The organism is Azospirillum picis, assembly GCF_017876115.1.
Taxonomy (GTDB): Bacteria; Pseudomonadota; Alphaproteobacteria; order Azospirillales; family Azospirillaceae; genus Azospirillum; species Azospirillum picis.
This window is the reverse complement of record NZ_JAGINO010000003.1, coordinates 86,557-107,302: the sequence shown is the minus strand read 5'-3', so window position 1 is coordinate 107,302 and position 20,746 is coordinate 86,557. Positions and strand designations below refer to the sequence as shown.

25 protein-coding genes are annotated in these 20,746 nt (G+C 68.6%); 10 read left to right on the top strand and 15 right to left on the bottom strand.

Annotated elements, in window-relative coordinates:
* Positions 1 to 6: 6 nt before the first annotated feature.
* Positions 7 to 990: a homoserine kinase gene (locus J2850_RS05445; RefSeq protein WP_209979608.1), complete on the top strand. Its 984-nt coding sequence runs from the start codon at positions 7 to 9 to the stop codon at positions 988 to 990.
* Positions 991 to 994: 4 nt separating this feature from the next.
* Positions 995 to 1,471: a ribonuclease HI gene (gene rnhA / locus J2850_RS05440; RefSeq protein WP_209979606.1), complete on the top strand. Its 477-nt coding sequence runs from the start codon at positions 995 to 997 to the stop codon at positions 1,469 to 1,471.
* A 54-nt stretch (positions 1,472 to 1,525) separates the two neighbouring features.
* Here the strand turns inward: rnhA and J2850_RS05435 are convergent, their stop codons facing one another.
* Positions 1,526 to 2,008, bottom strand: a complete 483-nt coding sequence (locus J2850_RS05435; protein ID WP_209979604.1) for a peroxiredoxin — start codon at positions 2,006 to 2,008, stop codon at positions 1,526 to 1,528.
* A gap of 121 nt (positions 2,009 to 2,129) precedes the next feature.
* Positions 2,130 to 4,211 carry a protein-disulfide reductase DsbD family protein gene (locus J2850_RS05430; RefSeq protein ID WP_209979602.1) on the bottom strand — a complete coding sequence of 694 codons (2,082 nt, stop codon included), beginning with the start codon at positions 4,209 to 4,211 and terminating at the stop codon, positions 2,130 to 2,132.
* Positions 4,212 to 4,408: 197 nt separating this feature from the next.
* On the opposite strand from J2850_RS05430, the gene J2850_RS05425 reads away from it, so the two are divergent.
* Positions 4,409 to 4,999: a YqgE/AlgH family protein gene (locus tag J2850_RS05425; RefSeq protein ID WP_209979600.1), complete on the top strand. Its 591-nt coding sequence runs from the start codon at positions 4,409 to 4,411 to the stop codon at positions 4,997 to 4,999.
* 33 nt (positions 5,000 to 5,032) lie between these two features.
* Here the strand turns inward: J2850_RS05425 and moaE are convergent, their stop codons facing one another.
* The 5 genes from moaE to J2850_RS05400 all read right to left on the bottom strand — a co-directional run bounded on the left by moaE (position 5,033) and on the right by J2850_RS05400 (position 8,672).
* On the bottom strand, positions 5,033 to 5,485 hold the full coding sequence (gene moaE / locus J2850_RS05420) for a molybdopterin synthase catalytic subunit MoaE (protein ID WP_209979597.1): 453 nt from the start codon (positions 5,483 to 5,485) through the stop codon (positions 5,033 to 5,035).
* A 4-nt stretch (positions 5,486 to 5,489) separates the two neighbouring features.
* On the bottom strand, positions 5,490 to 5,741 hold the full coding sequence (moaD, locus tag J2850_RS05415; protein ID WP_209979594.1) for a molybdopterin converting factor subunit 1: 252 nt from the start codon (positions 5,739 to 5,741) through the stop codon (positions 5,490 to 5,492).
* 10 nt (positions 5,742 to 5,751) lie between these two features.
* The gene (gene moeA / locus J2850_RS05410; protein WP_209979592.1) at positions 5,752 to 7,005 is read right to left on the bottom strand and encodes a molybdopterin molybdotransferase MoeA; all 1,254 of its coding nucleotides are present in this window, start codon (positions 7,003 to 7,005) and stop codon (positions 5,752 to 5,754) included.
* 62 nt (positions 7,006 to 7,067) lie between these two features.
* Positions 7,068 to 7,931 (bottom strand): hypothetical protein, encoded by an 864-nt coding sequence (locus J2850_RS05405; RefSeq protein ID WP_246512828.1) that lies wholly within the window; start codon positions 7,929 to 7,931, stop codon positions 7,068 to 7,070.
* A gap of 75 nt (positions 7,932 to 8,006) precedes the next feature.
* On the bottom strand, positions 8,007 to 8,672 hold the full coding sequence (locus J2850_RS05400; protein ID WP_209979588.1) for an HAD hydrolase-like protein: 666 nt from the start codon (positions 8,670 to 8,672) through the stop codon (positions 8,007 to 8,009).
* 275 nt (positions 8,673 to 8,947) lie between these two features.
* On the opposite strand from J2850_RS05400, the gene J2850_RS05395 reads away from it, so the two are divergent.
* Positions 8,948 to 9,940, top strand: a complete 993-nt coding sequence (locus J2850_RS05395) for an SDR family oxidoreductase (protein WP_209979586.1) — start codon at positions 8,948 to 8,950, stop codon at positions 9,938 to 9,940.
* A gap of 24 nt (positions 9,941 to 9,964) precedes the next feature.
* Here J2850_RS05395 and mobB read toward each other — a convergent pair whose 3' ends face one another.
* The 4 genes from mobB to J2850_RS05375 form a co-directional block, all read right to left on the bottom strand.
* Positions 9,965 to 10,465, bottom strand: a complete 501-nt coding sequence (gene mobB, locus J2850_RS05390; protein ID WP_209979584.1) for a molybdopterin-guanine dinucleotide biosynthesis protein B — start codon at positions 10,463 to 10,465, stop codon at positions 9,965 to 9,967.
* A gap of 29 nt (positions 10,466 to 10,494) precedes the next feature.
* Positions 10,495 to 11,097, bottom strand: a complete 603-nt coding sequence (gene pgsA / locus J2850_RS05385; protein WP_209979582.1) for a CDP-diacylglycerol--glycerol-3-phosphate 3-phosphatidyltransferase — start codon at positions 11,095 to 11,097, stop codon at positions 10,495 to 10,497.
* A 105-nt stretch (positions 11,098 to 11,202) separates the two neighbouring features.
* Entirely contained in the window at positions 11,203 to 13,161 is a 1,959-nt protein-coding gene (gene uvrC, locus J2850_RS05380; RefSeq protein ID WP_246512827.1) for an excinuclease ABC subunit UvrC, read from the bottom strand.
* A 404-nt stretch (positions 13,162 to 13,565) separates the two neighbouring features.
* On the bottom strand, positions 13,566 to 14,336 hold the full coding sequence (locus J2850_RS05375) for an SDR family oxidoreductase (RefSeq protein ID WP_209979580.1): 771 nt from the start codon (positions 14,334 to 14,336) through the stop codon (positions 13,566 to 13,568).
* Positions 14,337 to 14,398: 62 nt separating this feature from the next.
* Between J2850_RS05375 and J2850_RS05370 the strand changes: the two genes are divergently transcribed.
* From J2850_RS05370 to J2850_RS05360, 3 genes are all read left to right on the top strand, one after another.
* Complete coding sequence (locus tag J2850_RS05370; protein WP_209979578.1) at positions 14,399 to 15,214, top strand: hypothetical protein; 816 nt, start codon at positions 14,399 to 14,401, stop codon at positions 15,212 to 15,214.
* A 66-nt stretch (positions 15,215 to 15,280) separates the two neighbouring features.
* Positions 15,281 to 15,646: a hypothetical protein gene (locus J2850_RS05365; protein ID WP_209979576.1), complete on the top strand. Its 366-nt coding sequence runs from the start codon at positions 15,281 to 15,283 to the stop codon at positions 15,644 to 15,646.
* Positions 15,647 to 15,893: 247 nt separating this feature from the next.
* On the top strand, positions 15,894 to 16,070 hold the full coding sequence (locus tag J2850_RS05360; protein WP_209979573.1) for an RSP_7527 family protein: 177 nt from the start codon (positions 15,894 to 15,896) through the stop codon (positions 16,068 to 16,070).
* A gap of 115 nt (positions 16,071 to 16,185) precedes the next feature.
* Here J2850_RS05360 and J2850_RS05355 read toward each other — a convergent pair whose 3' ends face one another.
* Entirely contained in the window at positions 16,186 to 16,569 is a 384-nt protein-coding gene (locus J2850_RS05355) for a DUF983 domain-containing protein (protein ID WP_209979571.1), read from the bottom strand.
* A 166-nt stretch (positions 16,570 to 16,735) separates the two neighbouring features.
* Here J2850_RS05355 and J2850_RS05350 point away from each other — a divergent pair, with 166 nt between their 5' ends.
* From J2850_RS05350 to J2850_RS05340, 3 genes are all read left to right on the top strand, one after another.
* Positions 16,736 to 17,716, top strand: coding sequence for an ABC transporter substrate-binding protein (locus tag J2850_RS05350; protein WP_209979569.1), 981 nt, complete (start codon positions 16,736 to 16,738; stop codon positions 17,714 to 17,716).
* A 98-nt stretch (positions 17,717 to 17,814) separates the two neighbouring features.
* The gene (locus J2850_RS05345) at positions 17,815 to 18,723 is read left to right on the top strand and encodes an ABC transporter permease (protein WP_209979566.1); all 909 of its coding nucleotides are present in this window, start codon (positions 17,815 to 17,817) and stop codon (positions 18,721 to 18,723) included.
* Positions 18,720 to 19,517 (top strand): ABC transporter ATP-binding protein, encoded by a 798-nt coding sequence (locus J2850_RS05340; RefSeq protein WP_209979564.1) that lies wholly within the window; start codon positions 18,720 to 18,722, stop codon positions 19,515 to 19,517. The genes J2850_RS05345 and J2850_RS05340 overlap by 4 nt, the downstream gene beginning before the upstream one ends.
* A 28-nt stretch (positions 19,518 to 19,545) precedes the next feature.
* On the opposite strand, the gene J2850_RS05335 is transcribed toward J2850_RS05340, so the two are convergent.
* From J2850_RS05335 to J2850_RS05325, 3 genes are read right to left on the bottom strand one after another with little or no spacing between them, the layout of a single operon-like run.
* Positions 19,546 to 19,965 carry a GFA family protein gene (locus J2850_RS05335; RefSeq protein ID WP_209979562.1) on the bottom strand — a complete coding sequence of 140 codons (420 nt, stop codon included), beginning with the start codon at positions 19,963 to 19,965 and terminating at the stop codon, positions 19,546 to 19,548.
* On the bottom strand, positions 19,962 to 20,420 hold the full coding sequence (locus J2850_RS05330; protein WP_209979560.1) for a GFA family protein: 459 nt from the start codon (positions 20,418 to 20,420) through the stop codon (positions 19,962 to 19,964). Before J2850_RS05330 ends, J2850_RS05335 begins: the two co-directional genes overlap by 4 nt.
* A 3-nt stretch (positions 20,421 to 20,423) precedes the next feature.
* Positions 20,424 to 20,654: a DUF1127 domain-containing protein gene (locus J2850_RS05325; protein WP_209979558.1), complete on the bottom strand. Its 231-nt coding sequence runs from the start codon at positions 20,652 to 20,654 to the stop codon at positions 20,424 to 20,426.
* Positions 20,655 to 20,746 lie beyond the last annotated feature (92 nt).

The window sequence follows — 20,746 nt, the reverse complement described above, 5'->3', positions numbered from 1 at the left end:
GGCATCATGGCCGTTTATACCGAAGTCACCGACGAGGAACTCAGCGCCTTCATCGCCCAGTACGATCTGGGCGCGGTGCTGTCTTGCAAGGGCATCGCGGAGGGGGTGGAGAATTCCAACTTCCTGGTGGTGACCGAGCGTGGCCCCTACATCCTGACGCTCTACGAGAAGCGCACGCGGAAGGAGGACCTGCCCTTCTTCCTCGGCCTGATGGAGCATCTGGCGGAGAAGGGAATCGCCTGCCCGCTGCCGGTCGCCGGGCGCGACGGCGTGGCGCTGCGCGAGCTGTCCGGCCGTCCGGCGGTGATCGTGACCTTCCTGGCCGGCATGTGGCCGCGCCGGATCTCGCCGCAGCATTGCGCGCAGCTCGGAGAGGCGCTGGCCCGCCTGCACCTTGCGGTCGGCGACTTCCGCATGGAGCGGCCGAACGCCCTGGCGCTGAACGGCTGGAAGGACCTCTTCGCCAAATCGGCGGAGCGCGCGGACGAGGTGGCGGTCGGGCTGCGGACGACGCTGGCCGACGAACTGGCGGCGCTGGAGGCCAATTGGCCGGCGGACTTGCCGGCCGGCGTCATCCATGCCGACCTGTTTCCCGACAACGTCTTCTTTCGCGGCGACAGCCTGTCCGGCCTGATCGACTTCTACTTCGCCTGCAACGACTTCCTCGCCTACGACATCGCCATCTGCATCAACGCCTGGTGCTTCGAGATCGACGGCTCCTTCAACGCCACCAAGGCGCGGCTGCTGCTGGCGAACTACCGCAAGGTCCGGCCGCTGTCGCGGGCGGAGTTGGACGCGCTGCCCTGGCTTTGCCGCGGCAGCGCGGTGCGTTTCCTGCTGACCCGCCTCTACGACTGGCTGAACCACCCGCCCGGCGCCTTCGTGCGCCCGAAGGACCCGCTGGAATATCTCCGCAAGCTGCGCTTCCACCAGTCGGTCCGCGGCCTCGGCGATTACTTCCTCGATGATTCCGCCACCGGGGAGGCCTGAACCGATGTCGGACGAGTCATCGACGGAGCTTCGCGCCGCCAAATCGGTGGACATCTTCACCGACGGCGCCTGCAGCGGCAATCCCGGCCCGGGCGGCTGGGGTGCCATCCTGCGCTTCGGCGAGGTTGAGAAGGAGCTTTATGGCGGCGAGCCCACCACCACCAACAACCGCATGGAGCTGATGGCCGCCATCATGGCCCTGGAGGCACTGAAGCGCCCGGTGACCGTACGGCTGTTCACCGACAGCGAGTATGTGAAGAACGGCATCACCAAGTGGATCCATGGCTGGAAGGCCAAGGGCTGGAAGACCGCAGACAACAAGCCGGTGAAGAACGTCGACCTGTGGCAGCGCCTGGACGAGGCGAAGAGACAGCACGACATCCAGTTCCATTGGGTCCGTGGCCACGCCGGCCATCCCGAGAACGAACGCGCCGACGAACTGGCCCGGCGCGGCGTCGCCGACATGCGGGCACGGCCGTAGCCGTCCCGCAGCCGTGCCTGGATCCCCCTCCCCGCGGAGAGGGATCCCTGGCATTTACAGCTTTTCCAGGATCGCCTCGGCCGACGACACCTCGAACTTGCCGGGGGCTTCGACCGCGAGCTGGGTCACCTTGCCGTCCTCCGCCACCAAGGCGAAGCGCTGGCCCCGGGTGCCCAGGCCATGGGCGGAACCATCCATGGTCAGGCCCAGTGCCGAGGTGAAGGTCGCGTTCCCGTCCGGCAGCATCGCAACCTTGCCGGATGCGTTGTTCTTCTCGCCCCAGGCCCGCATCACGAAGGGATCGTTGACCGCCAGGCAGACGACCTCGTCGACGCCTTTCGCCTTGATGGCATCCGCCTTCTGGACGAAGCCGGGCAGATGCTTGGCCGAGCAGGTCGGGGTGAAGGCGCCTGGGACCGAGAACAGCACGACCTTCCTGCCCTTGAACAGCTCGTCGGTGGTCACTTCCTGCATGCCGTTGTCGGTGAGCCACTTCAGCGTGACCGACGGAATGGTGTCGCCAACCTGGATGGTCATCGTCTCTAACCCTTCCCTTTTTTGGGTGCGGCCGGGCCCTCGTTGCGGGACCCGCCTTGCCAACCCTTCTAGTCCCCGCAGCGGTCGGCTGCAAGGCACCGTCGGCATCACCGACGGTCCGTCAGGATGAGCGTCCAGCCGCCTTGGCAAGCGCCTCCAGCACCGCGCCCTCGCTGAGCAGCTCCGGCAGGGCAATTCCCCCCGGCGCGCCCGGCCCATAGACGATGTTGAAGGGAATTCCGTAGCGGCCGTGGTCGGCCAGATATTTGGCGATCGCCGCGTCGGGGCGGGTCCAGTCGGCGCGCATCGCCACCACCGAGGCGTCCTCCAGACGCTTGGCGACGTCGCCCCGGTTCAGCACCAGCTTCTTGTTCGCCTGGCAGGTGATGCACCACTCCGCGGTGACGTCCACGAAGACGGTGCGTCCTGCGGCCACATGGTCGCGGATGGCCGATTCGGCGAAAGGCTCCCAACGGGCTTTGGTCTCGCCGGCAACCGGGAGGGCGCCGGCCGACGGACCGACCGCCGCCGGCATGGCGAAGGCGGCGGCGGCAAGGACACCGGCTGTGATGCCGGCCAGCGCCGGGCCGACGCGCCGCCCGGCGCCGCGCAGGCTGCGGCCGGTCCACAAGGCCAGGACCAGTGCCGCCATCAACGCCCCCACGGTGCCAGCCGCCACCTCGCCGATCTGGATCGCCAGGACCGACAGCAGCCACAGCGCCGTCAACAGCAGTGCGAAGCCGAGCACGAGCTTCAGCTTCGCCATCCAGCGACCGGGCCGCGGCAGCCAGCCGGCCAGGCGCGGCCAGGCGGCCACTGCGAGATAGGGCAGAGCCAGCCCGATCCCCAGCGCCGCGAAGATGGCGAAGATCTCCGCCGGCCCCTTTGCCAGCGCGAATCCCACCGCCGTGCCCAGGAAGGGGGCCGAGCAGGGGGTGGCGAGCAGCGTCGCGAAGGCACCGGTCGCGAAAGGCCCCGCCAGCCCGTCCCCGCCAAGCCGATCGGCCAGCAGCCGCGGCAGCGGCACCTCGAACAGGCCCCACAGGTTGGCGGAAAACAGGGTGACGAGGACGATCATGAAGACCAGGAACAGCGGTTGCTGGAACTGGATGCCCCACCCCACGGCGCCGCCGGCCGCCTTGACCGCGACCAGCGCCGAGGCCATCAGCAGGAAGGAGGTCAGGATCCCCGCGGCACTGGCCAGGAAGCCGGTCCGGACCGCCGCCGGCGCCTGCCCGCCATGCTTGACCACCGACATCAGCTTCAGCGACAGCACCGGAAGCACGCAGGGCATCAGGTTGAGGATCAGGCCCCCCAGCAGCGCCACGCCCAGCATCGCCAACAGGTTCCCGCCGGGCGCCGCAGCGCTCCAAGTGGCGGCGACGGTCGCCGGGACCTCCACCGCCTTGTCACCGTCGACCAGCGTCAACGTGAGGGCGCGCCCGGCGAGGTCAAGTCCCGGTTGCGGATCGGTCACCGCCATGCTCATGCGGACATGGCGGTCACCGTCGGAAAAAACCGTCTTCGGCGCCGAGAAGGCCAGGGGCGGATCGCTCTCGACGAACAGGTCGGGAGTGACGAACCCGTCGGCGGCGGTCGCCTCCACCTCCAGCGTGCTCCCCTGACCGCGCACGGCGTCGACCTGCAGTAGGCCATTGGGACCCTTCGGCACCAGCGACTGGGCGCGGGCGATGTCATTGGCCGAATCCGACGGATCGGCCGGGGCGGCCGGCAGGGCGAGGCCCAGGTCCAGCGTCTGGGGCACGCAGATCTCCGAACAGACCAGCAGTTCGGCGGTGAGCGCCAGATCCACGGCCTTGCCGGCGGTCTCCGGCACCCCCTGGATGGGAAGCACCACCGCGGTGTCGTATCCCGCGGTCTCGAAGCCGAGGACGGAGAAGCGGTGCGGCGCCGGATAGGCGAGCGTCGCCTCCTTCAGGTTCACCGACCGGCCCCAGTCCAGGCGCGGTGCGAAACCGGCATCACCCGGAGAGCGCCAGTAGGTCTTCCAGCCAGGCTCCAGCCGCAGTTCCAACCCGAGCGGCAGGGCGTTCAGGTCGCCGGTCCCGCGGACGGCCGACACGAGCCGCGCCTCCACCGGCCCGGCCTTGACCCAGGAGCCGGCCCCGTCCTGTGCCAGCGCGGACTCCGAACCGGCCAGGAGGGTCAGCAGCAGCAGGATTGCCGAGGCATGTTTTTTCATCGCGCGCACTGTTCTCTATCCGGGCGAGGGGGCGCATCCGCGCCGCCAATGCCCTATATGATAGCTCATATACAGGTGACAAAGCTCGACCGGTGCTGTCACACTCCGGTGAAAGCGTCGCCAGAGCGCCAACCACAACCGACGGTTCGGACAGGGCAGACCAACCGCCCCGGCCGGACGACCAAGGATAACCGCCCATGCCGCGCCTGACCAAGTCTCCGGACTCCAAGACCACGGAATCGCTGACCGGCCAGTTGCTGATCGCCATGCCCGGAATGGAAGATCCGCGTTTCCAGCGCACGGTCATCTATGTCTGTGCCCACAACGAGGACGGGGCCATGGGGTTGGTGGTGAACCGCCTGTTCGGCTCGATCACCTTCGAGGATCTGCTTGAACAGCTCGAAATGGACATCCCACAGCCGACCCAGAATCTGCCGGTGCATTACGGCGGGCCGGTGGAATCCGGCCGCGGCTTCGTTCTCCACTCCACCGACTATGTCCGCGACGGCACACTGGTGGTCGACGACGAGGTGGCGCTGACCGCCACCATCGACATCCTCCGCGCCATCTCCGAAGACCGCGGGCCGCGCCGCAACCTGCTGCTGCTCGGCTACGCCGGCTGGGGTCCCGGACAGCTCGACGCGGAATTCCAGGCCAACGGCTGGCTGAACGTCCCGTGCGACGAACAGCTCCTGTTCGACACCGACCTGGAAGCGAAGTGGGAGCGTGCCATCGGCAAGCTGGGCGTCAGCGTCTCGATGCTGTCTGGCGAAGCCGGTCACGCCTGACGGGCTCACCGCGGTCCGGTCATTCTTCTCCAGTCATTCCGCCCAGCGGGCAGCGGCGGCATCGTCGCTGTCCTTCGCGTCGACCCATCGCTCGCCGCCTGGCGTGGCCTCCAGCTTCCAGAACGGCGCCTTCGTCTTCAGCCAGTCCATCAGGAAGCGGCAGGATTCGAAGGCGGCGTCGCGGTGCGCCGATGCCGTCGCCACCATCACGATGCGATCGCCCGGCTCAAGCCGGCCATGCCGGTGGATGACCAGGACGTCGTCCAGCGGCCAGCGGCGGCGCGCTTCGGACTCGATGGTTTCCAACTGCCGTTCGGTCATGCCGGGATAGTGTTCCAGCGTCATGGCACTGACCGCCTCGCCGCCGGCGACGTCGCGCACGAGCCCGACGAACATCGCCACGCCGCCGATGCTGGTGCGTCCGGCGGTGAAGGCGGCATATTCGGCACCGACATCGAAATCGTCGGCCTGGACACGGATGGCCATGGCGTCAGCCCCCAGTCACCGGCGGGAACAGCGCCACTTCGTCGGTCGGCGACACCGGGTGGTCGTAGGGCACATGCTCCTGGTTGACGGCCACCTTGACCACCTTGCTGTTCGCCAGCGCCTCGGCATGTTGCGGGCTGCGGGTTTTCAGCCACTCGACCAGCGCCCCGGCGGTGGTGACGTCGGCCGGCGGCTCGACCGTCTCGCTCGGGACGCCGATCCGGCTGCGCAACCAGGCGAAATAGAGAATCTTCATCGATCCGTTCCTATTGGAAGTCCTTGAAGGACACGAAGTCCACGGTCATGCCCGGCTCGACCCGTTCGAGGTCTTCCGGCAACTCGATCAGGCCGTCCGAATCCACCAGCGACGACAGGACGCCCGCCCCGTCCCGCGGGTATTTGGTGACGGAAAGCACGCCGTCCTCTCCCCGCTGCAGCGACCCGCGGAGGAATTCGCGGCGGCCCTGCTTCTTCTTGTGGGCGAAGGCGGCACGCACCGGGATCATCGTCGGCGGGTCGTCCGCCGCCCCCATCAGCCGCAGCAGGATCGGCCGCGCGATGCGCAGGAAGGTGACGACCACCGCGACCGGATTGCCGGGCAGTCCGATGAACACCGCCTCCCCCACCCGTCCCAGGGCGACCGGGCGGCCGGGCTTGATGGCCAACCGCCAGAAATCCAGCCGGCCGCTGGCCTCCACCGCCGCCTTGACGTGGTCCTCCTCTCCGGTCGACATGCCGCCTGAGGTGATGAGCGCGTCATGGCTCGCGGCCGCCCCGGCCAGGGCGTCGCGGATTGCCTCGAAACGGTCCGGCAGGATGCCGAGATCGGTGACGGCGCAGCCGAGCCGGGTCAGCAGCGCGACCAGCGAGAAGCGGTTGGCGTCATAGACGGCACCGGGCGCCAGGGCCTGCCCCGGCTGCCGCAACTCGTCGCCGGTGGAAAAGACGGCGACGCGCAGGGGCCGGTGAACGTCCAATGCGGGAAAACCGAGCGAGGCGGCGAGCGCGACGTCCTCCGGCCGCAGCCGGCGCCCGGTGCGCAGCACGACGCTGTCCTTGGTGACGTCCTCGCCGGACAGCCGGCGGTTGACGCCGCGGCGGATGCCGGGCGGCAGGGTGACGCTGGTGCCGTCGCTGCGGCAGTCCTCCTGCATGAAGACGGTGTCCATGCCCGGCGGCATCGGCGCCCCGGTGAAGATGCGGACCGCCTCCCCGCGCGCCGCCGGCCTGCCGAGGGCCTGCCCGGCCGCGACGCGCGCCGTGACGGGAAGCACGGTCGGCCCGTCGGCAGCCAGATCCTCATGGAAAACCGCGTAGCCGTCGACCGCGGCATTGTCGTGCGGCGGGACGTTGAAAGGAGCCACCAGATCGGTCGCAAGCACCCGCCCGAGCGCGGCGCCCAGGGCCACCGTTTCGGTCGCCGTCACCGGGCCGACACGGCCGGCGAGGAGCGCCAGTGCCGGCCCCACCGCCATCATCGGCCCGCCGAAGGCGAAGCAGTCGTTGTCGAGTTGCACCATACCGGCACTCTAGTCCGCCGCGGCGTCCGGTGCGAAGAGGGAAATGCCGCACCCGCCGGCCGTCACCGGTGCCCTGCCTCCCGCAGCAGGCGCAGGTAATCGAGCACCCGCGCGTTGCGCCAGCCGTCGTCGCCCCAGCAGCCGGCCGCCTGTGCACGCCGGCAGACCAGCAGCGCCTCCTCCCTCCGCTGGCCGGTGAGCGGGTGCAGATCGGCGGGGACGCCTGCAAGGAAGCTGGCGGTGAGGGCCTCAGGCGGTGGCGGACCCTCGGCCAGCCATGCTTCCGCCTGCCGGAAGCGGTCGAGCCGCATCAGGGCGATCATGTAATCGCAGGCGGATTGCAGTCCCGGCGCCAGCTTCCCCGGGCTGACCGACAGGATCGGCAGCAACGGCGCGAGCGTCGGCACCAGATGGTTGGCGTAGAGCTCGGCCCCCCAATAGGCCTGCGCCGTCCGCCGGAAGTGGTCGAGGTCGCGCACCGGGACGAGGCCGCAGGCGTCGATCGGCAGGATCTCGATCTTCGGCTTGGTGACGACCACGGTGTCGTTGGAGACATCCACATAAAGGCCGCCAAGCTGGAGCGCGTTCTGGAAATACTGATCGCGCAGCACGCCCCAGACGCTGCGCAGGATGCCGCCCGCATCGGCGAATGCGCGCAGCCCTTGCTCGACGGCGCAATCCGGCCGTTGCAGACGCTGCGCCAGCCGGGCGAACAGGTCACGGGTGATCTCTTCGCAGCGGCCATAAGGGTACGGCTTCCCTCCCACGGCAGGCAGGGCCGACGCGAGGTGGCGGTCGGTTTCCGCCCGCAGGGCCATGAAGTAGCCGAACAAGGCTTTGTGATCGCCGGTCAGATAACGTCGGGTCAACTCCGACTGACGGTCGTCGACGGGAGCGATCTGCTGGGGAAGGAGCGGTGTCGTCATCAACGGCAATGGAAATGGGTTGGCTTCGGTCTTCCACCCTATGGGACCGCCCGACGGTTGAGAAGACGCCGCCGATCAGAAAAGCGCGGCGATCTCCGCTATACGGTCCACGAGGTGGTCGGGGCGGTGCGCGGCCAGTGCGTCGCCCCGCGAATAGCCCCAGGTCACCGCGGCGCATGCCATACCGACGCGGCGAGCCGCCTCGATGTCGCGGATCTCGTCGCCGATGGCGATCACGGAGCCCGCAGGCAGGCGGGTACGGCGCAGCAAGGCCCGGAACTTGGCCGCCTTACCGAACAGCGACGAGCCGCAGGCGAAATGCGCCACTAGGGCGGCATTCTCCCTCCCCAGCACCCGGCGAATGTTCGTTTCCGAATTGGAGCTGACGACGGCGACCGCCACGCCGCGCTCGTCGAGTGTGCGCAGCAATGCCGGAACGCCGTCGAACAGCCTGATCGCATGGATATCGCGCGCCATCAGCCGCCGCATGTGGTTGGCGATGAGCGGAAGCTTCCATCCGGGAACCCGCAGATGGCGCATGATCTGCCGGGCATCATAGCCCCGCAGCATCTCCATCTCATCCGGCAAGACCGGGTTGAAGCCATAGCGGTCGGCCACCCCGTTGAGGACGCTGATGAACCAGGGAAACGAGTCGGCCAGGGTCCCGTCGAAATCGAAGATGGCGAGCCGGTGGCGGGACGGTCCGGGATTCGCCGGGGCAATGATGGCGGAGGTGCTCATGGTGCCCCTGGATACAGCCCCTGTGTTCCGGGAACACGATAAATCGAACGGTGTCCCCCGGCACCCGGCTCCCCAGGCGGGTCGATCCTCCTCGACGTCGTAAGCCTTGCCGGCATGCCGTGCACCCGGGATGCCGGCGGTACCACCTCCAGGCTCCCGCGCCGGCCGGATCGAAGGAGCACCGTCACTGCCGCCGACCACCGCCACCGTCGCGACGACCGGCGCGGCTTCCTGTTGAAGCTACCGGAACGATGTCGGCGCGAGAGGGACGAGGGATGCGGAACCTGCATGGAGCTGTGGTCGTGGTGGCAGGAGCATCGAGCGGAATCGGACGGGCGACCGCACTGGCCTTTGCCCGCGAGGGCGCACGGCTGGTGCTGGCCTCCCGCCGGGAAGAGTTGCTCGACGAGGTGGCGGAGGACTGCCGCGGCCTCGGTGCGGACACCGTCGCCCTGCCCACCGACGTCACCGATCCCGAGGCGGTGAGGCGCCTTGCCGACCGCGCAGTGGAAGAGTTCGGCGCGATCGACGTCTGGATCGCCAATGCCGGGGTCGGCGCGCTCGGACGGTTCGACGACACCCCGGTCGAGGCGCACCGCCGGGTGATCGAGACCAATCTGCTGGGGCCGCTCCATGGCGCCCATTCGGTGCTTCCCGTCTTCCGCCGCCAGGGGCGCGGGACCTTCATCGCCACGGTCTCGGTCGGGGCCTGGGCACCGGCGCCATACGCGGCGGCCTACGCGGCGAGCAAGTTCGGGCTGGACGGGCTGCTGGAAAGCCTGCGGGCGGAACTGGTGGACAGCCCGGACCTGCATGTCTGCGGCGTCTATCCGTCCTTCACCGACACGCCCGGCATGAGCCATGCCGCCAACTACACCGGGCACGAGCTGGCGCCGGAAAGCCCTTTCTACGACGATCCCGAAGACGTTGCGAAGACCATGGTGGCCGTCGCCCGCCGGCCGCGCGCACGCGCGATGGTCGGAGCGCTCACCCCGCTGACCCGCCTCGGGCACGCCACCGTGCCGCGGGTCGTCGAACGGGTGGCGGGCCACGGCGCGCGGCGGCATTTCGAGAAGCAGCCGCCCGCCTCCACCACCGACGGCAACCTGTTCCGCCCGGTGGTGGAAGGGCGTGGGATCACCGGCGGCTTCCGCACCCCGATGCCCGCCTGGATATCGCCCGTGCTGATGGCCGGGGTCGCTGTCGCCGCTGCGGCGGCTTATGGCAGCTTCGCGCGCGGGCCGGACGGGCGCCTGCGCCGACGCTGACACCGGATCTCCGGCAGGATTTGGTCACGCGAGGTTGCAGCGTCCCACCACGAACGCCGCGATCGCCTCGGCATCGTTGAGATCGAGCACCGGCACCGGGCAGCCGGGCACCGGGCCGTCGCTGGCCACCGCCACGATGCTGTCGTCGTCGGGGGCGATCAGCGGCTTGTCGACCTCGGCGCGCCAGACCTCGATCTTCTCATGGGGTTCGCGCTTGAATCCCTCGATCAGCAGCAGGTCGACGGGAGCAACCTTGGTCAGCAGGTGCGACAGCGTCAGCTCTGGATCGCCGTCGCGCAGTTCGTGCATCAGTGCCCAACGGAGTGGCGAGCTGACCAGCACCTCGGTGGCGCCGGCCAGCCGGTGATTGTGGCTGTCCTTGCCGGGATGGTCGATGTCGAAGCCCTTGTGTGCATGCTTGACCGTCGACACCCGGAGTCCGCGCGCCGTCAGCGCCGGGATCAGGCGCACCATCAGCGAGGTCTTGCCGCTGCCGCTCCAGCCGGTCAGCCCGAATATCTTCATCGGCGGAAATTCTCTCTGTCTTGGCGGGGTCAGCCGGCGCTGCGGGCGGACCGGGCCGCCGGCGATTTCGGCGGCGGGGCCGCCATCATGTGGGTCATGCCCGCGCGCATGTAGTCCCACCCGGTGTAGAAGGTCAGGGCGGCGGCAATCCACAATCCGACGGTGCCGATGAAGGTGACCGGCACCTCCACCGGGCCATAGTCGCCGACGATCAGGAATCCCAGCGCGATCATCTGGATGGTGGTCTTCCACTTCGCCAGCCAGGTCACCGGCACGCCGACATGCAGCCCGGCCAGATACTCGCGCAGGCCGGAGACCAGCACCTCGCGCAGCAGGATCACCACCGCCGGCAGGATCGAAAGCCCCGTCAGCCGGTGGAAGCCGGCGAGCATGATCAGGGTGGCCGCGACCAGCAGCTTGTCGGCGATCGGGTCGAGGAACTTGCCGATCACGCTCTCCTGGGCCCAGGCACGCGCCAGATAGCCGTCGAACCAATCGGTGATGCAGGCGGCGGCATAGAGCGCGCAGGCGGTGTAGGCCGCCCACGCCTCCGGCACATAGAACAGCCCGACGACCAGCGGGATCACCGCGATGCGCGACAGGGTCAGCAGGTTTGGCAGGCTGGTCAGCATGACGGGGAACTCGAACCGCTGGTGATTGTCGCTGATCGGCGCGCCGGTTGCGGCATCCCCTGAGAGCGCCGGCCGGTCCGCCGGCCGTTTGCCGGTGCCTGCATTCTAACCATCGGGATGGAAGTGATCGTATATCTTTTTCGCAACGGCGCGATTGATCCCCTCGACGGCCTCCAGATCGGCCAGCCCGGCCCGTGCCACCGCCGCCCCGCTGCCGAAATGGTGCAGCAGCGCCTTCTTGCGGGCCGGCCCGATTCCGGCGATCTCGTCGATCGGCGACTTGCCGATGGCCTTGGTCCGCTTCGCCCGGTGGGTGCCGATGGCGAACCGGTGCGCCTCGTCGCGCAGGCGCTGCAGGAAATACAGGACCGGATCGCGAGGCTCCATCTGGAAGGGCGGACGGTTCTCCATGAAGAAATGCTCGCGCCCCGCATCGCGGTCCGGTCCCTTCGCGATGCCGACCAGCGCGACGTCGTCGATGCCGAGTTCGGCGAACACCTCCAGCGCCACATTGAGCTGCCCGAGCCCGCCGTCGATCAGCACGAGGTCGGGCCAGCTTCCCAGCGTCCGTTCCGGGTCCTCCTTGACCGCGCGGCCGAATCGGCGGGTCAGCACCTCGCGCATCATGGCGAAGTCATCCCCGGCTGCTTCCGGCGCCCGGATGTTGAACTTCCGGTAAGCGTTCTTGATGAAGCCGTCCGGGCCGGCGACGATCATCGCCCCGATGGCGTGCGCCCCCTGGATGTGGGAGTTGTCGTAGACCTCCACGCGTTCCGGCGGCGCATCCATGCCGAACACGGCGGCGACCCCCTCCAGCAGGCGGGCCTGCGACGAGCTTTCGGCCAGCCGGCGTCCATGCGCCTCGCGCGCGTTGGTCAGCGCGTGCTCGACGATCCGGCGCTTCTCGCCCCGCTTCGGCTCGACCAGTTCGACCTTGTGGCCGGCACGCACCGCCAGCGCCTCGGTCAGCAGGTCGAGTTCCGGCAGGGCGTGGCTGACCAGGACCAGCGGCGGCGCCGCCTTGTTCTCGTAGAACTGGGCGATGAAGGCCGCCACGACCTCCTCGGTTTCCGCCGCCTTGTCGTGGCTGGGGAAGTAGGCCCGGTTACCGTAGTTCCGGCCACCGCGGAAGAAGAAGACCTGGATGCAGGTGACCCCGCCCTCGCCATAGGCAGCGACGACGTCGGCGTCCTCCACCACCCCCTCGACATTGATGTCCTGATGCGCCTGGATGGCGGTCAGCGCACGGATACGGTCGCGGTATCGCGCCGCCGTCTCGAAATCCATCGCCTCCGAGGCCGCCATCATCCTGTCGGCGAACTCGGTCTGGATATCCCGGCTCTTGCCCGACAGGAAGGCGCGGGCCTGGTTCACCTGCGCCTGGTATTCCGCCGGGGTGACCCGGCCGACGCAGGGGGCCGTGCAGCGCTTGATCTGGTACTGCAGGCACGGCCGGGTGCGGGCGGCGAACACGGTGTCGGCGCAGTTGCGCAGCAGGAAGGCGCGCTGCAGCGCCGTGATCGTCCGGTTGACCGCACCGGCCGAGGCGAAGGGGCCGAAATAGTCGGCGTCGCGCCCGCGGGCGCCGCGATGCTTGGTGAGCTGCGGGTAGTCGTGGTCCTTGGTGATCATGATGTGCGGGAACGTCTTGTCGTCACGCAACAGGACGTTGTAGCGCGGCATCAGCTTCTTGATCAGGTTCGATTCGAGAAGCAGCGCCTCCACCTCGGTGTGGGTGTTGACGAACTCCATCGTCTCGGTCTCCGCGACCATGCGCTGGAGCCTGACCGGCAGCTTGCCGACCTGGGTGTAGTTGGTCACCCGCCGTTTCAGGTTGCGGGCCTTGCCGACATAGAGGACGGCACCGTCACCGGCGAGCATGCGATAGACGCCCGGCGTCTGCGGCAGTGTCTTCAGATGCTCGCGGATGGTCTCCACCCCGCGGTCGATGTCGGCGGGGCGCCGCTTCGGACGCGCGGGCGAGGCGTTCGGCGCCGTGTCGGCGCCGGAAGACTGGCCTTCGGAGACGGGCGTTCCGGTGGCGGAGAGTTGCGTGTCGGACATGACCAGAATGTCGTAGACCGGGCTGCGCGGGTCAACCGTCGGGTGGGGGCGCGGCGCAGAAGGAGCGACTCACCGTCCGATCAGACTATCCACTATTCCTGTGGATAAGTTTGTCGATAACAAAGGGAGTAGACTGTTCGCAGCAAGGCGCCGCAAGGGCTCGCTGACTTCTGCCTGTTTTTTGTGCATTTTTGCTAAAGCGTTGATTTCCTTAAGTCAGCTCCGAGTCAATGGAGGCATTTGTCGCGCCACCACAAATTTCTCCGCCACGGAAAGGCGACGCTTGCGCCGGTAGGGCCACCTGTGTAAAACGCGCGGTCCTTTTCACCGCGGCGCACAAGTTTCCGTCCAGCCCGGCGGTTGCCGCCCCGTTCCGGGACACGTCACGCGCCGGAAGCCGGCGGCTATTCGACGGCGACGAAGCCATGCGCCGGCTGCGCCCATCCCAGATGCTCGCCACCGTCCAGCGCCAGCATCTGGCCCGTCATCGCCGGCGCGTCGATCAGGAACCGCAACGCCGCGCAGACCTCCTCCGGCGTGGTCCCGCGCTTCAGCGGGGTCGACTCCCACTGTGCGGCGAACTCCTCTTCGCTCTGGCGGTCGTTGCGAAGGGTCGGCCCCGGGCCGATGCCGTTCACCCGGATGCGTGGCGCCAGCGCCAGCGCTAGCGTGCGGGTCAGCGCCCACAGCCCCATCTTCGACAGGGTGTAGGACACGAAGTGCGGCGTCGGGTTCCAGACGCGCTGGTCGAGCATGTTGACGATCAGCCCCTGCTCGCCGTCCGGCAGGCTGGCGGCGAAGCACTGCGACAGCACGAAGGGAGCGCGGAGGTTGGCCTCCATGTGGGCATCCCAGGAGGCCCTGCTGGCATCGGAAACCTCGTCGCGTTCGAACCGCGAGGCATTGTTGACCAGCAGGGTCGGCGGCCCCAGGGCGGCGGCCACAGCCGGCACCAGCGCCTGCATGTCCTCCTCGCGGTCCAGGTCCGCCGCAAACGCCATGGCCCTGCCGCCCGCCTGGCCGATCTCGGCGACCACGGCATCCGCCTCGTCGCGGGATTGACGGTAATGGACGGCGACCTCCCAGCCCCGCCCGGCCAGATCGAGCGCGATTGCCCGCCCGATGCGCTTGCCGGCCCCGGTGACCAGGGCCGTTTTCCTCTTGATCTCCACCATGCCGCCATAGGTACCTTGCCACCGCCGCGGGTCAAGGGGGAGAGAGGAGGCCGGAACCGGCGATGTTGCGAGAAGCCTTCGAATACCTGACCACGCCCTGCGATCCGCTGGCCCGACGCTTCGGCTACCTGGCGGAGATGGTGGCGCTGGGTGCCCGTTACCGGCGGCAGCGGCGTGCCTGGGCACCGCATGTCGCCGCCTGCAGGCGCTTCATCGACAAGGCGATGGAGCGCGTCGAGCCGGGCGGCCAGGCCCTGGTCGCCGGCTCCGGCCGGCTGATCGAAATCCCGCTCGAACCGCTGGCGGCCCGTTTCGACCGGGTGGTCCTTCTCGACCTCCTGCACCCCCGTGCCGTCCGGCGCCGCGTGGCCCGCTTTCCCAACGTCGAACTGCTGGAGATGGACATCACCGGAGCCCTGGCGCCATTGGCGGCGGCTCTCGACCGCGGCGGGCCGCTGCCGGAACGGTTCACGGCACCACTTCCCGACGGCGCCCCTTTCCGCTTCGCGGTCTCCTGCAACCTGCTGTCCCAATTGCCGCTGCTGCCGTTGGACGCGGTGGAGCGCCATCTCCCCGACACTCCCGATGGCGAACGCCTGGCCTTCGCCGGTCGGATGGTGCACGGCCATCTCGACTGGCTGCTGCGGGTCGCGGATAGGGCCGCGCTGTTCACCGACATCGACAGTTGCTGGCTGCGGGGCGGAGAGATCCTTGAGGTGGAGGACTCAAGCTGGGGCCTTTCCCTGCCCGCCCCCGACATGTCCTGGCTCTGGGAGATCGCCCCCGCCCCCGAACAGGATCGCCGGCGCGACCTGCGCCACGGCGTCGCCGGCTGGTTCGATGTCCAGACGGTGACGAGTTCCGTCCCGCCCTGTTGAGGTTGCTCGATACGTCGTTACTCAAGATGTGGCGCGGCAGCGCGCGCAACAGACGGGAGACCACCGATGGCAACCAACGATCGACGCGACGACCGCCCCGTTCGCGGCGGCCCCAACGACAGTGACGGTGTCGACGAGCGCAGGATTCCGCTCGACATCCGCGAGACCCGCGACCATCCCGACGTCGACGAGCAGGTCGAAGGGTTCCAGCGGATCATCGGCCCTGGTGCCGGCACCGCCGCCGACCGGCCGGCCGAGGACGACTTCGGCATTCCCGGCAGCGAGGAAGAGGGTGGTCTCGGCACCGGCCCGTTGCCGCCGCGCCAGCCGGACCATCCGCAACGCCCGGCCGGACGGCCGGACGGACTGCCCGACGATCGCATCGTCTCCGACCGCAATGTCGCCGTCGACGGTGCCCGGGACGGCCGGTAGTCGCGAAGCTGAACAGCCGGCGCGACGGACCAAGGCGCACAATCGGCGCCGGCCGGTGCCGCCACAAATGTGGCGGCACAATCGTTCGTACATCTATTAATTGGAGAAGCTGATACGGAAAACGTCAGGCGGCCTTGCGTGGACAGCACTTCCTAGGACAGAAGCTCTGCCCTATTTTGGATTTTACCAAACACAGAAATCCAAAAGGGAGTGGACGTCTCTCACCCCAAGTGGAGATTCCATGGTCATGTCGAAGATGCTGCTTACCGAAGACCGCGACGTTCGTACCCATGACGAAATCATGATGGCTGCCCGCCGCATGCGCGCCGAATACCTGCGCGAACTGTTCGGGAAGCTGCGCAACAGCCTGTTCGGCGGTCGTGCCGCTCATCCTGGGCCCGCCCTGACGCCGAGCGCACGCTGAAGCAGGCACGGAAGCCCGCCTCAGGGCTTGGCCATCCCGCCGGAATGGAAAAGGCGCCGCGGACTGCTCCGCGGCGCCTTTCATCGTTTCGCCAGTCGCCGGACGGCAGGCCGTCCTATCCCTCCTGCTCCGACCCCGGAGCGCCGGTGCTCCAGAGCAGGCCCAGCACGAGGCCCTTGCAGCGGGGCAGCAGGAGGAGGGTAAGCACCAGGGTCAGCAGGGGCCAGACCGTGAGATGGACCCAGGTCGGCGGTTCATAGCTCTGCTCCACCGACAGAAGGGCCGGGATCACGATGTGGCCAACGATCAGGATCGTCATCCAGGGCGGCGCGTCGTCGGCGCGCAGATGGCCGAACGCCTCGCCGCAGGCCGAGCAGCGCTCGACCGGCTTCAGGAAGTTGCGCAGCAGCCGCCCGCGCCCGCAGTTGGGGCAGCAGCCGAGCAGGCCGCGGAACGAGGCGAGGAATTTCGAGGGAGCGGCGGCTGTTTCGACGGTCATGGCCATTCCTTCCGTGGTGCCCACAATATAGGCTCACAGCCACGAAACCGCACCCCCCGATCGCAACGGGTCCGCCGGACGCGCCGGATGCGACATCGCAGCCGAGTTGACGCCGGCACCGCTTGCGGTCTAGGGGAAGACCTTTGCGTCCGGGAGATTTCCAGCCATGTCCGTCACCCGTCTGTTGCGCGCCGCGGGCGCCCTCGCCGTCGTCGCGGCCCCGCTCGCGGTGTCCGTGCCGGCAATGGCGCAGAACAAGACCGTCGCCATCACCGCCATCGTCCAGCATCCGTCGCTCGACGCCACCCGTGATGGCGTGGTGGAAGCCCTGAAGGAGGCCGGCTGGATCCAGGGCAAGTCCCTGACGGTCGAGTACCAGAGCGCCCAGGGCAACCCGGCGACCGCCGCCCAGATCGCCCGCCAGTTCGCCGGTTCCCGCCCCGACGTGATCGTCCCGATCTCGACGCCGTCCGCCCAGGCGGTCGCGGCGGCGACCCGCGACATTCCCGTGGTCTTCACCGCGGTGACCGATCCGGTTTCGGCGCAGCTCGTCAAGTCGATGGACAAGCCGGGCGCCAACATCACCGGCCTCTCGGACATGGCGCCGGTCGGCGAGCATGTGGCGCTGATCCGCGAGATCCTGCCCCAGGCCAAGCGCATCGGCGTGCTCTACAATCCCGGGGAACCGAACTCCATCGTGCTGGTCAAGGCACTGAAGGACGAGGCGGGGAAGGCCGGCCTGACGGTCGTCGAGGCAGCGGTCCAGAAATCGTCCGACGCCCAGCAGGCGATCCGCGGCCTGGTCGGCAAGGCCGACGCCGTCTACATCCCGCTGGACAACACCGTCATCTCGGCGCTGGAAAGCGTGATCGCGGTCGGCCGGCAGGCCAAGCTGCCGGTCTTTTCCGCCGATACCGACAGCGTCGCCCGCGGTACCGTCGCCTCGATCGGCTTCGACTATTTCCAGGTCGGCAAGCAGGCCGGCGCCATCGTCGCCCGCGTGCTGAAGGGCGAGAAGCCGGGAGACATCACGGTCGAGCATGCCAAGGGCGCCGACCTGTTCGTCAACCCGACGTCGGCGTCCGCAATGGGGGTCACCCTGCCGGAGTCCGTGATGACGCGCGCCACCAAGGTGGTCGGACAGTAAGGCTAAGGCGCACTCCCCATGCCTTGCCAGCCATCGGGCCGGACGGGGCATGGGGACGGCCGATCATCCCGATACGCAGCCCTGCAAAAGCACCCTCCATGACCGAAATCGCCTTCTTCGGCGCCGTCGAGATCGGCCTCGTCTATGCGCTGGTCGCCGTCGGCGTCTATCTGTCCTTCCGCATCCTCGACTTCCCGGACCTGACGGTCGACGGCAGCTTTCCGCTGGGCGCCGCCGTCTGTGCCGTGCTGCTGATCGCCGGCCTGAACCCGTGGCTGGCGACCCTGGCGGCCGGGCTGGCCGGGGCGGCGGCCGGATTGGTGACGGCGACCCTGAACGTCCGATTCAAGATCCTGCACCTGCTGGCGAGCATCCTGACGATGATCGCTCTCTTCTCGGTGAACCTGCGGGTGATGGGACGGCCCAACGTCGCGCTGCTGATGCAGGATACGGTGCTGACGCCCTTCTACGGGCTCGGCGTGCCGGACCACATCGTCCGGCCGCTGGTCGTCGGGCTGGTCGTCGCGGTGGTGGTCCTGGTGCTGGCGCGCTTCCTCGCCAGCGAGTTCGGCCTGGCGATGCGGGCGACCGGGGTGAACGCGCGCATGGCGAGGGCCCAGGGGGTGAACACCGACGCCCACATCTATGCCGGCATCGCGCTGTCGAACGGGCTGGCCGGCCTTGCCGGCGCCCTGTTTGCCCAGACCAACGGCTTTGCCGATGTCACCACCGGCATCGGCACCATCGTCGTCGGGCTGGCGGCGGTCATCGTCGGCGAGACGGTGCTGCCGTCGCGCGCCCTGGTGCTGGCGCTGGTCGGCTGCGTCGCCGGATCGATCCTCTACCGCCTCGCCGTGCAGGTGGCGCTGTCGGCGGACGCCATCGGCCTCCAGGCATCCGACCTCAACCTGGTCACCGCGGTGCTGGTCGCCGTCGCACTGATCCTGCCGCGCCTCAAGGCGAAGGCCGCCCGCGGCACCGCCCGCAGCACGGGAACCGCCAAATGATCGTCGTCGACGATATCCACGTCACCTTCGGCCGCGGCACGCCGCTGGAAAAGCACGCGCTCCGCGGCATCGGCCTGACGATCCCGGAAGGACAGTTCGTCACCGTCATCGGCTCCAACGGCGCCGGCAAGTCGACCTTCCTCGGCTCGCTCGCCGGCGACGTCCTGGCCGAGACGGGCCGCATCTCCATCGATGGAACCGATGTTACGCGGTGGGACACGCCGCGACGGGCCGGGCTGGTCGCCCGCGTCTTCCAGGACCCGATGGCCGGAAGCTGTGCCGCCCTCACCATCGAGGAGAACATGGCCTTGGCCGCCGCGCGCGGCCGCCGCCGCGGTTTGGCCCTGGCACTCGGAGGCGACCGCCGCAACGGGTTCCGCGACCGCATCGCCGCGCTCGGGCTGGGGCTGGAGAACAGGCTGCATGACCGGATGGGGCTGCTGTCGGGTGGTCAGCGGCAGGCGGTCAGCCTGCTGATGGCGACGCTGGCGGGCTCCAGGATCCTGCTGCTAGACGAGCATACGGCCGCGCTCGATCCCGCGACCGCCGACTTCGTGCTGGACCTGACGCGGCGCATCGTTCGCGACAACCGGCTGACCACGCTGATGGTCACCCATTCGATGCGGCAGGCGCTGGATTACGGTGACCGCACGCTGATGCTGCACGAAGGGCGCGTCGTGCTGGACGTCGCCGGCGACGAGCGCGCCGGACTGGACGTGCCGCATCTGCTGGCGCTGTTCGCCCGGCAGCGCGGCGGCCTGGAGATCAGCGACGACAGTCTGCTGATGGGGTAAGATGCACCGAGGTGGCCAGCCTCAGGGCCTACACGGCTTCGGTCGAGCCGGGCGCCTGCTCCAGCCCGTCGCGGATCTCGTAGTAATCGGCCTTGTCGGCGACATAGCCGTGCTTCAGCGTGACCAGGCCGGTGGGCTGGTCGAGGCTGCCGGCGGCGATCTCGATCTGGTCGCTGGCATCGCCCTTCCAGAACAGCGACGAACCGCACCGGCTGCAGAATCCCCGCTCGGCGAAATCGGAGGAGCGGTACCAGGCCAGCGTCCCGTCGGCATCGAAGAAGACGGTGTCGCGCGGAACGGTGACGTAGGCCCCGAAATGCCCATGGAAGCGGCGGCACTGCCCGCAATGGCAGGTGATGACCCCATCGGGCCGTTCCGCCGCCAGGAAGCGCACGCCGCCGCACAGGCAGCCGCCGGCCAATCCGTTCGCCTTCGCGCCTTCGCTCATCCGGAAATCTCCCCCGTGCTGGTCCGGCGTTCGACGCCATCCCCTCCGATGTCGTAATAGGAAGCCTTCCTGTCCACGAAGATGTGGCGATCCACCCGCAGGCCGTCGGGATCGTCCAGGCTGCCGGCGGTGACAGTGATCCGCGGTTCACCGCCAGCCGCCTGGTCCAGCGCCTCCCAGAACAAGCCGGCGCCGCAACGCCCACAGAATCCGCGGCGTGCGTGGCTGGACGAAACGTACCAGGTCAGCGTGTCCTGGCTGAGAATGCGCAGGGCCGCGCGAGGCAGGCCGGTGTAGGCGCCGACGTGGCTGTGCTGGCGCCTGCATTGCCCGCAATGGCAGATGGAGATCGGCTCCGGCTCCGCGTCGAGTGCATAGCGGACGCCGCCGCAGAGGCAGCCGCCGGTCCGAACCGTCGCGGTGCCGCCATCCTGCCCTGCTTCCTGCCCGGTCATGCCTCACCCCCGCCAGAAGGGCTTTTCCGCTTCGGTCGCCGCATCGGCGCGCGAGATGCCGATATCGGCCAGCAGGTGGTCGGGCAGAGCCTCCAGCGCCCGGCGCTGGCGCCTGCGCTCGCTCCAGGTCGCCAGCCGGTCGAACAGCATGACCAGCCGCTCGCCGATCCCCGGGATGCTGTCGCGCCGCGCCGCGTTCGACCGGGTCATCGTCTGGTTCGTCCCATGTGCCATGATTCGGCCTCCATCTGGATGAGGGGAATGGGGCATGTGCCTCGCCGCTCCCGTTGCAATGGTGCAGTGATCGTTTCCGCAACAGAGAATGG